Raw genomic sequence first — 13,918 nt, 5'->3', positions numbered from 1 at the left:
GAAATATCGACGTAAACCCTTATTTTATTCCAATAGAATTCGCTGCATGCAAAATCGCAGCACTCTTATTTCCCGCAATTCCTCGCCCGTGCCGGCCTTGATGTTCGCCGTCAGCGTCGTAGGCTCGAACGGCCTGGCGCTCAGTCCCATATTGGCCGACGTGGCGCGCTCGTTTTCGACGTCGGCGTTGACCATCAGCACGGCCATTTCGGCTTATGGCGCGGCCACCGCCGCCAGCGCCTTCTTCCTGGCCGGGCGCATAGACCGCATCGGCATCCGGCGTTCGCTGCTGGGCGCCATGCTGGTCCTGATCGCCGCCCTGCTCTTGTCCGCCACGGCTCCGCACTGGTTGGTGCTGACGGCGGCGCAGGCCATGGCGGGCGCGGCGGCCGGGGTGATCCTGCCGGCGGCCTACGGCTCGGCGTCGTTGGTGGCGGCAGAAGGACAAGAGGCCCGCACATTGGGACGCGTCATCGCCGGATGGTCGGTGTCGTTGGTGGCTGGCGTGCCGCTGTCCGCGCTGATTTCGGACGCCATCGGGTGGCGCGCCACCTACGGCACGCTGGCGCTATGCGCAGCCATCGCCCTGCTGGGCCTGCGCAAGCTGCCCGAACGGCAAGTCCAGAATGCCGCGCCGCTGCGCTTGTCGCGCCTGCTGGCGCCGCTGTCCTATCGTGACGTGCCTGTGTTGCTGTTGGCCTGCCTGGCGTTTTCTTCGGCGTTCTACGGGGTGTATGCCTTCCTGGCGGACCATGTGCGCGCGTTGCTGGCGCTGTCGGCCGGCCAGGTGGGATTCATCGCGTTTGCCTATGGCGCGGGCTTCATGCTGGCCGGCTTCGCCGGCGCGCCGCTGATCGAACGCCTGGGACCGCGCCGCGCCTTGCCGCTCGCGCTGGCTGCGATTGCCACGGTCTATCTGTTGCTGCTGCCCGCCGCGCACGCGTTGGCAATGGTGCTGGCCCTTGCCGTGTTGTGGGGCGCGGCCTCGCAGATCAGCCTGAATCTGCTGGTGCTGCTGTTGTCGCGCGCGCGTCCCGATGAACGTGGGGCCGTGCTGGGCTTGAACACCTGCACCACCTATCTGGGCGCAAGCCTGGGCACGGCGATCGCGGGCACGCTGTACACGCATGTGGGGTTCGAAGCGCTGGGTATCGGCGCATCGGCCGCCGTGGGCTTGGCGGCGCTGAGCTTGCACTGGCGCTTGAACGGCCGGCGCGCGGGCCAGCGCGAAGCTACCGCCTGAGACGCGGCTAACGGGTCGAAAGCGACGGCCGCCGCGCGCTGCGCTAAAGGCCAGTCCTTATACAGCGCCGATCACCAGGGGAACGAGATCAGGTCGCCGTACAGACGCTTCAGGGTGTTTTTGACTTCCGGCGAGTTCTGATAGATCGAAATGAACTTCAACAGGCGCGGGTCTTGCGCCTTGTCCGGTGTGGTGACCCAGCGTATGGCGTAGCGGCGGATGCTGGCCGGGTCGGTGTTGTCGAACGCAAGCCCGTCCTTTTCGTTCAAGCCCGCCTGCTTGGCGAACGTGGTGTAGGTCACCGACGCGGTCACGTCGTCAAAGGTGCGAGCCGACTGCGAGCCTTCGATCTGCACGAACTTCAAGCGCTTCGGATTGGACACCACATCCTGCAACGTGGCCTGGTGCGCCACGCCGGGGGTCAGCTTGATCAGCCCGATGGATTCCAGCAGCAGCAAAGCGCGGCCCGTGTTGACCGGGTCGTTCGGCACCGCGATGGTCGCGCCGTCGGGCACGGTATCGCCCTTTTTCAGCTTCTTGGAAAACAGGCCGATGGTGGTCGAGTAGCCATACGCGATAGGCGTAAGGTTCGCGCCCCGTCGTTGGTTGAACAGTTGCAGGAACGGCTCGTGCTGGAAGAAGTTGGCGTCTACCGAGCCGTCGGCCACCGCGATGTTCGGCAGCACCCAATCGCTGAATTCCACCAGCTTGACCTCCAGCCCTTCCTTCTTGGCCTGGGCAATGGCGATTTCGGTCGCCTCGTTGGCCACGCTGGGAATGACGCCGATGCGCAGCGGCTTGTCCTGCGCGGCTGCAGGAGCGCAAGCCGCCACGGTCAGGGCCGCTACGGCGGTGCCACGCGCCAGGGTCGAAAGCAAGGAATGCAAAAGCATGAGAGCCATCCAGGAAAAATGGAAAACCGCGCAGCGCGAACCACAGTGCCGCGCCAGCGCAGGCGCTATTGTGCAGCAGCTAGGGCGGACCTCGGCCAATAGCCTTGGTTGTGCAATGGCAATGGCCCAGCGCCCCGCGTTACTATCCGCCCAATGATGAACCCCGTCGGAGTCCCCCTCTTGCACAACACCGCTACCTTGCCCAAGCAAATCACCCTGATCGGCGCGCCCACCGATATCGGCGCGGGCGCGCGTGGCGCCTCGATGGGTCCGGAGGCCCTGCGCGTGGCGGACCTGGGTCCCGTCATCGAAGCGCAAGGCTTTGAAGTGATAGACCGGGGCAATCTTTACGGACCGGCCAACCCCTGGCTGCCGCCGCAAGATGGTTATCGCCATCTGGAGGAAGTAGCCGCGTGGAATCAGGCGGTACACGACGCCGTCTATGCCGAACTCAGCCAACAGCGCCTGCCTATCCTCTTGGGCGGCGATCACTGCCTGGGCATAGGTTCGATCAGCGCGGTGGCGCGCCATTGCCGCGAATCCGGCAAGAAACTGCGGGTGCTGTGGCTGGATGCGCATGCGGATTTCAATACCCATGCGCTCACGCCCACCGGCAACATCCACGGCATGCCCGTCGCGTGCCTGTGCGGCTACGGCCCGCCCCAGATCACCGGCATGTCCGGCCACACCCCCGATATCGAGCCGGGCTGGGTGCGCCAGATCGGCATCCGCAGCGTGGACCAGGGCGAAAAGCGGCTGGTGCATGAAGCGGGGTTGGAGGTGTTCGACATGCGCTACCTGGACGAAATGGGCATGCGCGCCACGATGGAAACCGCGCTGGCCGGGCTGGATGCGGACACGCACCTGCACGTGAGCTTCGACGTGGATTTTCTGGACCCTGACATCGCACCCGGCGTGGGCACCACCGTGCCCGGCGGCCCCACCTACCGCGAAGCGCAGCTGTGCATGGAGATGATCGCCGACACGGGCCTGATGCGTTCGCTGGACGTGGTGGAATTGAACCCCGCGCTGGACGTGCGCAACAAGACGGCCGAAGTGGCGGTGGACCTGATCGAAAGCCTGTTCGGCAAATCGACGCTGATGCGCCGGGGCAGTTAAGCGGTCCCTACCCTTCTCGCGCGCGCCGAATAGTCTCGGCCGCCGAATTCAAATAGGCCAGGTTCTGATCCCGCCGTTCCCACACGCGCGGGGTCGGGCCTGCCATGCACAACGCGTACCACTCGCCACCCAGATCCAGCGCCACGGCCAAACCGGTCAGGTCCGCCACGCTTTCGCCTACGTTGGCCGCCCAGCCGCGCGCCTGCACCTGGGCAAGCTCGGCCAGCAGGGCCTCGCGCGAGGTCAGCGTGCGTTCGGTATGGCGCTCGTAGGTGGCCAGGGCCAACACGCCGTCGCGTTCTGCCTCGGGCAGGCGGGCCAACACCGCCTTGGCCACGGCGCTCGTGTGCAAGGGCCGTCTTTCGCCCGGACGCGCGGCGTAATGCACGGGCTGCGTTGATTCCACCACGTCCAGGAACAGCACCGCGCCGTCCTGGATCTTGCCCAACATGACGGTTTCATTGGCCTCGTCGCGCAGGGTCAGCAGATGCGGGCGCACCTGTTCCAGCCACGGATCGCCAGCCTGTATCAGCGCGCTCATCGCTTGCAGCCGCGCCGTCGGGTAATAGCCCCCGCGCCGGCGCACTTCGTACAAATATCCGCGCGCAACCAGCGTGCGTACCAGCGCAAGACAACTGGACATTGGCGCACCCAGCCCCTGCGCCAGTTCGGTCAGCGGCATGGGCCGGCGAGCCTGCGCAAAAAGCTCGATCAGATCCAACGTGCGCGCAACAAGTTTCACTTCCATGGTGGCGACCCCTGTGCGGATTTACCGCGGCTGAAAAACCGATGCCGCTAGGTAATCCACTATGTTGACTTTTCATATGGGCGAACCTAAATTCTTGCACAGGAATTTTTATTCACCAACAAGAATTCCTTTTCAGCCGGCTAGAGGTCCGGCGGCCCGTCAGCGGTACCGCGTCAGCAATAAAACTCAAACAAATCGGCCCCGCAGCGGGCCGGGGAGACAGAAAGATGCGTATCAAACCCCTGTTGGCGGCCGTCGCCGCCACGATGGCCGCCTACGCGGCCCATGCCCAATCGGATGTCGTGCGCCTGGGCGTATCCAACGACCGTTCGGGCATTTACTCGGATCTGGGCGGGCTGGGCTCCGAAATGGCCGTGCGGATGGCGGTCGAGGACTTCAACGGCAAGGTAGCGGGCAAGACCGTGGAGGTCGTGGGCGCGGACAATCAGAACAAGGCCGACGTGGCCTCGGCCCTGGTGCGGCGCTGGTTCGACACCCAGGGTCTGGTCGCGGTGGTGGACGGCGGCGCCAGTTCGGCCGGGCTGGCGGCGCAAGGCGTGGCCCGCGAGAAAGGCGGCACGGCGCTGATCAGCGGGGGCTTTGCGGGCGACTTCAGCGGCAAGCAGTGCAGCAATCTCAGCACGCAATGGGCGCCGGACACCTATGCGCTGGCCAACGCCGTCGTCAAAAGCGTGGTCGAAGGCGGCGGCAAGTCGTGGTATTTCATCACCACGGACTACGTGTTCGGCAAGTCGCTGGAAAGCAATGCCAGCCGCTTCGTCGAGAACGCCGGCGGCAAGGTGTTGGGCAGCACCCGTCACCCGCTGGGCGCGATGGACTTCGCCTCGTTCCTCGTGCAGGCGCAGTCCTCCAAGGCGGATGTGGTGGGGCTGGCCAGCGCGGGCGGCGATCTGGTCAACCTGATCAAGCAGGCGCAGGAATTCGGGCTGACGGGCGGCAAGCAGCGCCTGTTGACGTTCCTGACCTTCATCAACGATGTGCAGGCGATGGGCCTGCCGGTGGCGCAGGGCCTGACCTTTCCCACCGGGTTCTACTGGGACGCCGATGAAGACACCCGTGCCTGGACGCAGCGCTGGCAAAAGAAGATGGGCGTGACGCGTGCGCCTTCGATCGTGCAGGCATTGAGCTACGTCGCCACCACCCATTACCTGCAAGCGGCTCAGGCGGCGGGCACCTTCGAGGGGGCCGCGGTCAATAAGAAGATGCGCGAATTGCCCATCACCACCAAGCTGATCAAGAATGCCCGGATCCGCCCCGAGGATGGCCGCGTCATCATGGACCTGTATCTGGTCGAGGTGAAAAAGCCCGCCGAATCCAAGTATCCCGGCGACTTCTACCGCATCCTGTCCACCGTGCCGGGCGACAAGGTGTTCGTGTCGCTGGCCGACAGCGAATGCCCCCTAATCAAAAAGTGAATATCGGCGCGCCGCCCTCGGGTGTAGGCTGCTGGCTATAAAAATCACCAAAGGAGACCTTCCCATGAAGTGCTATTGCGTTGTGAACTTCCGCGAACCCTTGCAGGAAATGGACCAGCCCACGCCTACCCCGCAAGGCACGCAGGTGCTGTTGAAGGTGCGTGCGGCGGGGGTGTGTCACAGCGATATCCACTTGTGGGAAGGCGGCTACGACCTGGGCCAGGGCCGCACGCTGGCGCTGAAAGACCGCGGCGTGTCCCTGCCGCTGACCATGGGCCACGAAACGGTGGGCAGCGTGGTCGGCGCGGGGCCTGACGCACAAGGCCTGTCCAGCGACAAGAACTACCTGGTGTATCCGTGGATTGGCTGCGGCAAGTGCGCGCCGTGCCTGGCGGGCATGGAAAACCATTGCAGCGCGCCCGCCTGCCTGGGCGTGCACCGCGCGGGCGGCTACGCAGACCATATCCTGGTGCCGCACCCGAAATACCTGATCGACATCGGCGACCTGGAACCCGCGCAGATCGCCCCCTATGCCTGCTCCGGCCTGACGACCTATTCGGCGCTCAAGAAGATCGGCGCGGACGTCTATCGCGAGCACCCCGTCGTGATCTTTGGTGCTGGCGGCCTGGGGCTGATGAGCCTGACGCTGATCAAGGCGCTGGGCGGCGCGGGCGCCATCGTGGTCGATATCGACCCGGCCAAGCGCCAGGCCGCGCTGGATGCCGGCGCGCTGGCGGCCATCGACGGGGCCGCGCCGGACGCCGCGCAGCAGATCATCAAGGCTGCCGGCGGCAAGCCGGTGCAGGCGGCCATCGACCTGGTGGGCGCGCCCGCCACGACGTCGCTGGCGTTCGACTTCCTGGTCAAGGGCGGCAAGCTGATCATCGTGGGGCTGTTCGGCGGCGCGTCCTCGTGGCCCATCGCGCTGATTCCGATGAAGGCGATGTCCATCATCGGCAGCTACGTCGGCAACCTGGCGGAACTGCAAGAGCTGATGGACCTGGTGCGCGCGGGCAAGGTGCCGCCCATGCCGGTGCACCGCCACGCGCTGGCCGAGGCCGATAGCGTGCTGGCCGCGCTGCGGGCCGGCAAGGTCGTTGGCCGCGCGGTGCTGACAAACGCTTAAAGCACCTGCCAGAAAAAAAGGGAGCCCTGCGAGGCTCCCATTTTTCTGCGGGTGGCTTCACGCAGCTTTCAAGCGCGGGTCATAGACGAAGCGTTCGCGCCGCACCACCACGATGTTTTCGGCGTCCGGATGCGCCGGATTGATCAGCAGATTGCAATCGGGCACGCCGCGATGCGGCACGATGGCGCTGGGCAACTCCAGCAGCGCCGACACGCCGGATTCCACCCAGTTGTCGCCCACCGCTTGCGAGGCCTCGGCAAACGGCACCGCTTCCCAGAAGGGGTAATTGCGCTGCAACTGATCCACCGTCAGCACCTGGCGCGCGTCGTGGACGGCGCGCGGCACTGCCACTTCGATCAGATACCGGTTGGCCTGCTCGGAGGCACGCGCGGCAAAATGCACCACCGTCTCCAGCACCGCCAGCGCCACGCTGGCCGAGGTATAGACCACCGCCGTGCCCGGGCTGTTGTAGCGCCCGCCCACCGCCGCCGCACCCGCGCCGCTCAGGTCGTCGGCGCGGTAGGTGCCCGCCGTGGTGCCGATGCGCCACAGCGAAATGAATTCGCTCATGCGTACACGCCGGCCGCTGCCCGCGCCAGGGTGTCTTCGACGATGCGGCTGCTGGCGTCCGACGTCAGCAGAGACAGGGGCTTGACGTTGCCCAGCGCCGGCACCGGCGTATTCAGCCACTGCACCGCCTCTTCGTCGCTGCCCAGCACCTGGCGCGCCACGCGAGCGACCCGGGCCACGCGCGCCAGACGGTCGGATTCGCCCAACGGCAGCATCTGCCCTTCCCGGGTCCAGCGCGACAGGGACGCCGCCTTTACTTCGGTGATGGCCATGATTTCGGACTTGGGCACCTGGAGGAAATCGGCCGCATCGTCCACCATCTGCGCGGGCAGACCGCGCCGCACATCGCGGGCGATATCGCTCAAGGGGCTGTCGACCAGTTCCTGGAATAATTGCTTGGCGCGCGCGGCCGCGCGGCGCGGGGGACGCGCCGCCGAGGCGTCGCGCTTTTCAGCTGATTTTCCGGTCACGGACAAAGTCATTGCGCACTCCAGTTGAGCGGTTCCGTTAAAGCCAAGGGCTGACCGCCTTCCAAACAGAATTTATAATATCTCATTTGGAATTGGCGCTACAAGGGGCAATTCTGTCTCTGTTCGCCCCGAGCATGCACCGATTTTGGGCATATCATAGGCGGCGTTACACACGATCAACGACAAGGACTGGCAATGACGGACCGGCAGCTGACGATACTTGCGGCGCTCAATCTGATGGTGGCGGTGGGCGCGGGAGCTTTTGGCGCGCACGGCCTCAAGCGCATGCTGTCGCCCGAACTGCTCTCCGTCTGGCAGACCGGGGTGCTTTATCACCTGATCCACGCAATGGGCCTGTTCGTCATCGCATTGCTGGGCGCCCGCTTCGGTTCGCCGCTGCTGTCGGCGGCTGGCGTGGTGATGTTCGTGGGCATCGTGCTGTTTTCCGGCAGTCTGTACACGCTGTCCCTGACGGGCGTGCATTGGCTGGGAGCCGTGACACCGTTGGGCGGCGTCGCATTCCTGGCTGCCTGGGCCATGGTTGCGCTGGCCGCCTACCGCGCACAGGGATGAACTAGCGGGCCGCGCCCGCCTTCCCTCTTACGTATTCCACGCCCGTTCCCTTACTCACGGCGGCAGGAACCGCCGCCCTTGCAGGTTTCAGATGTCTTCCTCGACCGTATTGCCCGCCGTGCGCGAACACTCTGCCTTCGCCGGTATCGCCTGCGTGGTGGGCGGCATATTCTTCCTGACCCTCAGCGATGCCAACGCCAAATGGTTGGGCGCTCACTACAACCCGCTTCAGATCCTGTTCCTGCGGGCCCTGATCGCCTTGCCCTTCGTGACCGCGCTGGCCTTGTGGCTGGGCGGTCGCCGCGTCATACGCACCGCGCATCCCGGGCTGCATCTGCTGCGCGGCGCGATCAATGTGGTGTCGGCCTGTTGCTTCTACCTGGGCCTGCGCGCGTTACCGCTGGCCGAAGCCACGGCCATCGCCTTCGCCGCGCCGTTGTTCGTCACGGCCCTGTCGGTCCTGATCCTGAAAGAACGCGTAGACGGCAAGCGTTGGCTGGCGGTGCTGGCCGGCTTTGCCGGCGTGCTGATCGTGGTGCGGCCCGGCTCGGACGCCTTCCAGGCGGCCACGCTGTACCCGCTGACCACCGCGCTGCTGTACGCCGTGATGATGATTACCGCGCGCGGCATCAGCCGGGGCGAAGGCATGCTGACCACCACGTTCTATATCGTGCTGGGCCAACTCGTGTGCAGCGCGGTGGGTTTGCCTTGGGTCTGGCAGGCGCCCGCCACCGAGCACCTGCCCTACTTTTTCGGTATCGCGCTGTTCAGCACCTTGGGTTTGGCCTTGATCACGCAGGGTTTCCGGATCGGGCCGGCATCGGTGGTGGCTCCGTTCGACTACACGGGCCTGATCTGGGCAACGATCCTGGGCTGGATCTTCTGGCGCGAAGCGCCTGACGCCTACGCCTACCTGGGTGCGCTCATCATTGCCGGCAGCGGCGTGTACATCGCGGTGCGCGAAGCCCGCGCCAAGAGCCGGCGCCGCGCCAAGGCCTGAAAACGGCGCGGCGCGGTCCCAGGCTGATCGCGCACGCGGGGCCTTGCGAGTCGCGGCGCTACCGAGTTGGCGCTATTCCGTAGGCGCCGGAAAGTGCCGTCGCAACACCCGCGCCACATTCGGTTCCTGCGCCGCCTCTCGCGCCACCGCCGTCAACGCGGGGCATTCAGCCTGGAACCAGGCCGACCCTGGCCGCCAGTGCGTCATGACCGTGACGTACAGGTCCAGCGCCGAGAACCGACGGCCCAGCATGTGCGGCGTGCCGGCTTGGCCTTCCAGCTCTTTCCATAACTCCGCGCGGCGGGTGTGTACACGCTCGCGCAGCAGGTCCGCAGCCGCACCCTCGCCCGCCCATTGCGCAGGGATATCGCCGTAGGTGAACGTCGGGTACACCGCCGCCACCAGCCGCAGCAACAGGTTCAGGAAGCGCACACGTTCGGGCTTGTCCGTCCCGGGCGCGAGGCCCGCTTGCGGCGCCACATCGTGCAGATGCAGGATCATTGCGGCGCTCTCGGTCATGACCTCGCCTTCGGGCGTCACCAGCGTCGGAACCTGCCCCAAGGGATTCAAGCGCAGCAGACGCTCGCGCTCGGGGCCGGGCTTCAGGTAAGGCACGTCCGTCAGCGTATGCGGCACGTTGGCCAGCACCAACGCCATTTCGACGATGGCCGAGCCGCAGCCGGCCGATCCGATCAATTCGTACGTCTTCATCGCTTACCCTCCCGTCGGGGCCGGCGCCAGCCTCAGCAATTGGCCGGGCGAGGCGTCGGTCAGTACATATACATAGCCGTCCGGCCCCTGCCGCACGTCGCGTATCCGGCTCTTGCGATCGCCCAGCAGCCATTCCTGGCCGACGACGCGATTGCCATCGAGCGTCAGGCGGATCAGGTTCTGATTGGCCAGCGCACCAATGAAAACCGAATGCTTCCAGGCCGGGAAACGGTCGGCATCGTAGAACGCCATACCGCTGATGGCGGGCGACTTTGCCCACCAGAACAAAGGCGGCTCGGTGCCGGGCACGGTCTCGCCCTTGGCCTCGGGGATAGGTTGGCCCGAGTAGTTGATGCCGTAGGTCGCCAATGGCCAGCCGTAGTTCTTGCCCGGCTGGATGCGGTTGATTTCATCGCCACCGCGCGGGCCATGCTCGTTCTCCCAGAGCTCGCCAGACCAGGGGTTCAGCGCCATGCCCTGCGGGTTGCGATGCCCGTAAGACCAGATCTCCGGCCGCGCGCCGGGCTTGCCCACGAAGGGGTTGTCGGGGGGCACCGACCCGTCCCGGTTCAGCCGCACGATCTTGCCTTGCAGCTTGTCCAGGTCTTGCGCGGTGGGACGTTGATTGTTTTCGCCCAGCGAAATGAACAGGTAGCCGTTGCGGTCGAATACCAGGCGCGAACCGAAATGCAGTCCCGAGGACAGCTTGGGCATCTGGCGGAACAGCACCTTGAAGTCTTCAAGCGCGGTGGCGTCCGCAGACAATCGCCCCCGGCCCACAACGGTGCCGCTTTTATCGCCATCCGATTCGGCATACGACAAGTACACGTAACGGTCATTGGCGAAGTCCGGCGACAAGGCCACGTCCAGCAAACCGCCCTGCCCGCTGGCCGCCACTTTCGGCACGCCCGCCAGCGGCTTGGACAGCCCGCCCGGCGTGCGCAGCAGGCGCAGCTTGCCGGGCCGTTCGGTGATGAGTACGCCGCCGCCATCGGGCAGGAAGGCCATCGCCCAGGGATGATCCAGGCCACCCACCACGGCGGTGACCTGGGCGGGCGCCGATACCGGTTCCTGGGCAGCGCGCGCGGGCGCTGCGGCCCATAGCGCGCCGGCCAGTACCAGCGTGGAATAGAAAAACAGGGGGATCGCGCGCGTGCTCGCGGTGGTGCGTGACTGCATGGACATCTCCGGCGGCAACTGAGTGGGAATGCGGGCGCGGGTGGCATGGCAAGTTGACGCCGTGAGCGCCGGGGGTGGCGTACCATAGCGCCCAAGGACGGGGGCCTGCCCGTTCTTTCGTTCAGGAGACCCGATCACATGAAACTTTACTACATGCCCGGCGCGTGCTCGCTCGCTTCCCACATCGTTCTGGAGTGGGTGGGCAAGCCCTATGAAACGCATCAACTGAGCCGTGAAGCGCTCAAGGCGCCCGACTTCCTGAAGGTCAATCCGCTAGGCGCCGTGCCTGCCCTGACGGACGGCGACTGGACCCTTACGCAGAACGTAGCCATCCTGGAATACATCGCCGAACAGTCGCCGCAAAGCAAGCTGCTGGGCGATGGCAGCGCCCGTTCGCGCGCCGAGGTCCGCCGCTGGCTGGGCTTCATCAATTCCGACATCCACAAGACGTTCTCGATGATCTTCGGCGCGTCCCGCTTCCTGGGCGACGAAGGCGCGCAGAAAGAATTGGCCGGCTCGGCATCCAAGCTGCTGACCAAGCTGTTCTCGCAGCTGGACGGGCAATTGGCCGGCAAGCAGTACCTGGCGGGTGACGCGCCCTGCATCGCGGACGCGTATCTGTACGTCGTGCTGCGCTGGGCGCGCGCCAAGGAAATCGACCTGAGCGGCCAGGACAATCTGGCGGCATTCGAAAAGCGCATGGAAGCCGACAAAGGCGTCCAGGCTGCATTGAAGGCCGAAGGGCTGGCGTAAGCCGCCATCGCTCGGCATGCCCCTGCGTGCCGTCCAAGCCGGACTGATTAGTCCGGCTCGGCAGCGCCTTCCAGCGTTTTCTTGATCGCCGCCAGAAAGCGGCGCGCCAAGAGCGGCGGCGCGCTCAGATTGGAATGCGTGGCCCAGATCTCGACGCTGGCTTCGGGCTCGATCGGCCGCTGCACCATGTGCGCCGACTGCTCGGCCGAGACACACCAGGTGTCCACCAAGGCCGGCCCCAGCCCTTGCTGCACGAACGAACAAGCGGTCACCGGCGAATGCACTTCAATCGCGGCGGCATGCCGCGGCCCGTCGCCGAAAAAGGTGCCCAGCGCACGGCCCAGCGGCGTGTCGCGCGGATAGCCGATCCACGCCGCGGATGAAAAGTCCTCGGGATGCACAACCTTGTGGCTGGCCAGCGGATGAGCGGCCGGCATGACGCACACGACCGGCACGCGAGCCAGCCGCACCGACGTCAGGTTGGGATGATCCGGCGGCAGCATGGAGATGCCGATATCCGCCTGGCCCGACAGAAAGTACGCTGCCAGCTCGTCGAAGGTGACGCTGCGATAGTCCACCCGCGCATCGGCATTGCGGCCTCGAAAACGCTCCAGCGCCATCGGAATCAGGCGCTGCCCGAAACTGGCGCTGGCCACGATCTTCAACATCCCCGCGCCCGACTGCCCCAGGCTGGCGGCCAGATCGTTCACGCGCTGGATGCCGCCGTACACCTGCTCGACCTCGGCATATAGCCGGCGCGCTTCGGCGGTAGGCGACAGACGGCTCTTGACCCGTTCGAACAGCCGGTAGCCCAGCCGGCTTTCCGTCAGCGCCAGCACGCGGCTGACGGCCGGTTGCGACACATGCAGCATGCGCCCCGCGCCGCTGATGGAGCCGGCCATCATGATCGCCCGGAAGACCTCGATCTGCCGCAGGTTCAGCGGGCGCCCCGCGCTGGGGCCGACCTCGTCGGCATAAGCTTCCGCATCCATTTTTTGTTCCCCTTATCGATAACGGCGGATTATAGGATTGCCACATTTTTCGATGATGCAGCGCCGCAATGCGGGTGTAATCTGCGCCGGTCTGTACAACAAAACAAGGGGAATACCACCATGCATCGAAATATTCACCGTCGCGTCTGCGCGCTTGGCCTCAGTCTTGCAATGCTGGGCGCCGCCTCGGCCGCAAACGCCTATCCCGACAAGCCGATCACCTTCGTGGTGCCGTCCGCCGCTGGCGGTTCGCCGGACGTGCTGTCGCGCCTGATCACCACGCAGATCGCCAAGGATACGGGCGCCACGATGGTCATCGAAAACCGTCCGGGTGCGGCCGGCAACATCGGTATCGCGCTGGTCAAGCGCGCCGCGCCCGACGGCTACACCGTGGGCTACGGCAACATCAACACGTTGGCGGTGAACCGGTCGCTGTTCAAGCGCCTGCCCTACGACGTGGACCAGGACCTGGCGCCCGTGGCGCACATGTTCGACCTGTACAACGCGCTGATCGTGCCGGCCGAATCCCCCGTCAAGAGCGTGCAGGACCTGATCGACCGTGCCCGCAAGGAACCGGGCCGCCTGTCCTACGGCGCATCCGGCGTGGGCACCACCGGCCACATGGGCGGCGAATTGTTCAAGAGCATGGCCAAGCTGGACGTCATGTTCATCCCCTACAACGGCGGCCCCGCCGCCATCCAGGATCTGCTGGGTGGCCGTCTGGACTATCTGTTCGTCAACACCTCGGAAGCCGCGCCGCTGGTCAAGGCCGGCAAGGTACGCGCCATCGGCGTCAGCAGCTTGAAGCGCCTGCCGCTGATGCCCGACGTGCCGACGCTGGACGAGTCCGGCCTGAAAGGCTATGAAACCGTGGCCTGGGGCGGCGTCGTCGCGCCCAAGGGAACGCCGGCCGCCGTCGTCACCCAACTGAATGCCGCCATCCAGAAAGCGCTGGCCGCGCCCGAGGTGCGCACCGGCCTGGCCACGCTGGGCGCGGAACCTGCAACGGGCTCGCCGGAAGAGTTCAAGCAGTTGATCGATCGTGAAACCGCCAAGTGGCAGAAGATCATCGAAACCGCCGGCATCGAAAAACTGGACTGAGCCT

At 65.6% G+C, this 13,918-nt stretch carries 15 protein-coding genes; 8 read left to right on the top strand and 7 right to left on the bottom strand.

What is annotated here, in order from left to right; all coding sequences use genetic code 11:
* Positions 1 to 46 precede the first annotated feature (46 nt).
* Positions 47 to 1,243, top strand: coding sequence for an MFS transporter (locus tag API01S_RS05175; protein WP_061303445.1), 1,197 nt, complete (start codon positions 47 to 49; stop codon positions 1,241 to 1,243).
* Positions 1,244 to 1,314: 71 nt separating this feature from the next.
* Here the strand turns inward: API01S_RS05175 and API01S_RS05170 are convergent, their stop codons facing one another.
* The gene (locus tag API01S_RS05170; protein WP_061303444.1) at positions 1,315 to 2,136 is read right to left on the bottom strand and encodes a MetQ/NlpA family ABC transporter substrate-binding protein; all 822 of its coding nucleotides are present in this window, start codon (positions 2,134 to 2,136) and stop codon (positions 1,315 to 1,317) included.
* A 153-nt stretch (positions 2,137 to 2,289) separates the two neighbouring features.
* Here API01S_RS05170 and rocF point away from each other — a divergent pair, with 153 nt between their 5' ends.
* On the top strand, positions 2,290 to 3,255 hold the full coding sequence (gene rocF / locus API01S_RS05165) for an arginase (RefSeq protein WP_174544660.1): 966 nt from the start codon (positions 2,290 to 2,292) through the stop codon (positions 3,253 to 3,255).
* A gap of 7 nt (positions 3,256 to 3,262) precedes the next feature.
* On the opposite strand, the gene API01S_RS05160 is transcribed toward rocF, so the two are convergent.
* Entirely contained in the window at positions 3,263 to 4,003 is a 741-nt protein-coding gene (locus API01S_RS05160; protein WP_061303442.1) for an IclR family transcriptional regulator, read from the bottom strand.
* Between the two features lie 227 nt (positions 4,004 to 4,230).
* Here API01S_RS05160 and API01S_RS05155 point away from each other — a divergent pair, with 227 nt between their 5' ends.
* The gene (locus API01S_RS05155; protein ID WP_061303441.1) at positions 4,231 to 5,439 is read left to right on the top strand and encodes an ABC transporter substrate-binding protein; all 1,209 of its coding nucleotides are present in this window, start codon (positions 4,231 to 4,233) and stop codon (positions 5,437 to 5,439) included.
* A 64-nt stretch (positions 5,440 to 5,503) separates the two neighbouring features.
* Entirely contained in the window at positions 5,504 to 6,565 is a 1,062-nt protein-coding gene (locus tag API01S_RS05150; RefSeq protein WP_006219616.1) for an alcohol dehydrogenase, read from the top strand.
* Positions 6,566 to 6,622: 57 nt separating this feature from the next.
* On the opposite strand, the gene API01S_RS05145 is transcribed toward API01S_RS05150, so the two are convergent.
* On the bottom strand, positions 6,623 to 7,135 hold the full coding sequence (locus API01S_RS05145) for an RES family NAD+ phosphorylase (RefSeq protein WP_006219617.1): 513 nt from the start codon (positions 7,133 to 7,135) through the stop codon (positions 6,623 to 6,625).
* Entirely contained in the window at positions 7,132 to 7,617 is a 486-nt protein-coding gene (gene parS, locus API01S_RS05140) for a type II RES/Xre toxin-antitoxin system antitoxin (protein WP_006219618.1), read from the bottom strand. Before parS ends, API01S_RS05145 begins: the two co-directional genes overlap by 4 nt.
* A gap of 183 nt (positions 7,618 to 7,800) precedes the next feature.
* On the opposite strand from parS, the gene API01S_RS05135 reads away from it, so the two are divergent.
* Together API01S_RS05135 and API01S_RS05130 are read left to right on the top strand one after the other, a co-directional pair.
* Complete coding sequence (locus API01S_RS05135) at positions 7,801 to 8,178, top strand: DUF423 domain-containing protein (protein ID WP_006219619.1); 378 nt, start codon at positions 7,801 to 7,803, stop codon at positions 8,176 to 8,178.
* Between the two features lie 91 nt (positions 8,179 to 8,269).
* A complete protein-coding gene (locus tag API01S_RS05130; protein ID WP_050728704.1) occupies positions 8,270 to 9,178 on the top strand; it encodes a DMT family transporter in 909 nt (302 codons plus the stop codon).
* 72 nt (positions 9,179 to 9,250) lie between these two features.
* Here the strand turns inward: API01S_RS05130 and API01S_RS05125 are convergent, their stop codons facing one another.
* Together API01S_RS05125 and API01S_RS05120 are read right to left on the bottom strand one after the other, a co-directional pair.
* Positions 9,251 to 9,889, bottom strand: a complete 639-nt coding sequence (locus tag API01S_RS05125) for a glutathione S-transferase family protein (protein WP_050728703.1) — start codon at positions 9,887 to 9,889, stop codon at positions 9,251 to 9,253.
* 3 nt (positions 9,890 to 9,892) lie between these two features.
* Positions 9,893 to 11,068 (bottom strand): PQQ-dependent sugar dehydrogenase, encoded by a 1,176-nt coding sequence (locus API01S_RS05120; RefSeq protein ID WP_061303439.1) that lies wholly within the window; start codon positions 11,066 to 11,068, stop codon positions 9,893 to 9,895.
* Positions 11,069 to 11,206: 138 nt separating this feature from the next.
* On the opposite strand from API01S_RS05120, the gene API01S_RS05115 reads away from it, so the two are divergent.
* On the top strand, positions 11,207 to 11,821 hold the full coding sequence (locus API01S_RS05115) for a glutathione S-transferase family protein (RefSeq protein WP_061303437.1): 615 nt from the start codon (positions 11,207 to 11,209) through the stop codon (positions 11,819 to 11,821).
* A gap of 47 nt (positions 11,822 to 11,868) precedes the next feature.
* Here the strand turns inward: API01S_RS05115 and API01S_RS05110 are convergent, their stop codons facing one another.
* Entirely contained in the window at positions 11,869 to 12,813 is a 945-nt protein-coding gene (locus API01S_RS05110) for a LysR family transcriptional regulator (RefSeq protein WP_050728701.1), read from the bottom strand.
* Between the two features lie 120 nt (positions 12,814 to 12,933).
* Here API01S_RS05110 and API01S_RS05105 point away from each other — a divergent pair, with 120 nt between their 5' ends.
* Positions 12,934 to 13,914, top strand: a complete 981-nt coding sequence (locus API01S_RS05105) for a Bug family tripartite tricarboxylate transporter substrate binding protein (RefSeq protein WP_006219625.1) — start codon at positions 12,934 to 12,936, stop codon at positions 13,912 to 13,914.
* Positions 13,915 to 13,918 lie beyond the last annotated feature (4 nt).

Origin of the sequence: Achromobacter piechaudii NBRC 102461 (assembly GCF_001571245.1) — a bacterium.
Lineage (GTDB): Bacteria > Pseudomonadota > Gammaproteobacteria > Burkholderiales > Burkholderiaceae_B > Achromobacter > Achromobacter piechaudii.
This window is presented reverse-complemented; position numbering and strand designations above follow the sequence as displayed.

Excerpts from the sequence above, each read along its gene's own strand:
- parS (WP_006219618.1), bottom strand. The coding sequence starts at position 7,617 with ATGACTTTGTCCGTGACCGGAAAATCAGCTGAAAAGCGCGACGCCTCG.
- API01S_RS05170 (WP_061303444.1), bottom strand. The coding sequence starts at position 2,136 with ATGCTTTTGCATTCCTTGCTTTCGACCCTGGCGCGTGGCACCGCCGTA.
- API01S_RS05135 (WP_006219619.1), top strand. The coding sequence starts at position 7,801 with ATGACGGACCGGCAGCTGACGATACTTGCGGCGCTCAATCTGATGGTG.
- API01S_RS05115 (WP_061303437.1), top strand. The coding sequence starts at position 11,207 with ATGAAACTTTACTACATGCCCGGCGCGTGCTCGCTCGCTTCCCACATC.
- API01S_RS05110 (WP_050728701.1), bottom strand. The coding sequence starts at position 12,813 with ATGGATGCGGAAGCTTATGCCGACGAGGTCGGCCCCAGCGCGGGGCGC.
- rocF (WP_174544660.1), top strand. The coding sequence starts at position 2,290 with ATGATGAACCCCGTCGGAGTCCCCCTCTTGCACAACACCGCTACCTTG.
- API01S_RS05150 (WP_006219616.1), top strand. The coding sequence starts at position 5,504 with ATGAAGTGCTATTGCGTTGTGAACTTCCGCGAACCCTTGCAGGAAATG.
- API01S_RS05155 (WP_061303441.1), top strand. The coding sequence starts at position 4,231 with ATGCGTATCAAACCCCTGTTGGCGGCCGTCGCCGCCACGATGGCCGCC.
- API01S_RS05105 (WP_006219625.1), top strand. The coding sequence starts at position 12,934 with ATGCATCGAAATATTCACCGTCGCGTCTGCGCGCTTGGCCTCAGTCTT.
- API01S_RS05125 (WP_050728703.1), bottom strand. The coding sequence starts at position 9,889 with ATGAAGACGTACGAATTGATCGGATCGGCCGGCTGCGGCTCGGCCATC.
- API01S_RS05145 (WP_006219617.1), bottom strand. The coding sequence starts at position 7,135 with ATGAGCGAATTCATTTCGCTGTGGCGCATCGGCACCACGGCGGGCACC.
- API01S_RS05120 (WP_061303439.1), bottom strand. The coding sequence starts at position 11,068 with ATGCAGTCACGCACCACCGCGAGCACGCGCGCGATCCCCCTGTTTTTC.
- API01S_RS05130 (WP_050728704.1), top strand. The coding sequence starts at position 8,270 with ATGTCTTCCTCGACCGTATTGCCCGCCGTGCGCGAACACTCTGCCTTC.
- API01S_RS05175 (WP_061303445.1), top strand. The coding sequence starts at position 47 with ATGCAAAATCGCAGCACTCTTATTTCCCGCAATTCCTCGCCCGTGCCG.
- API01S_RS05160 (WP_061303442.1), bottom strand. The coding sequence starts at position 4,003 with ATGGAAGTGAAACTTGTTGCGCGCACGTTGGATCTGATCGAGCTTTTT.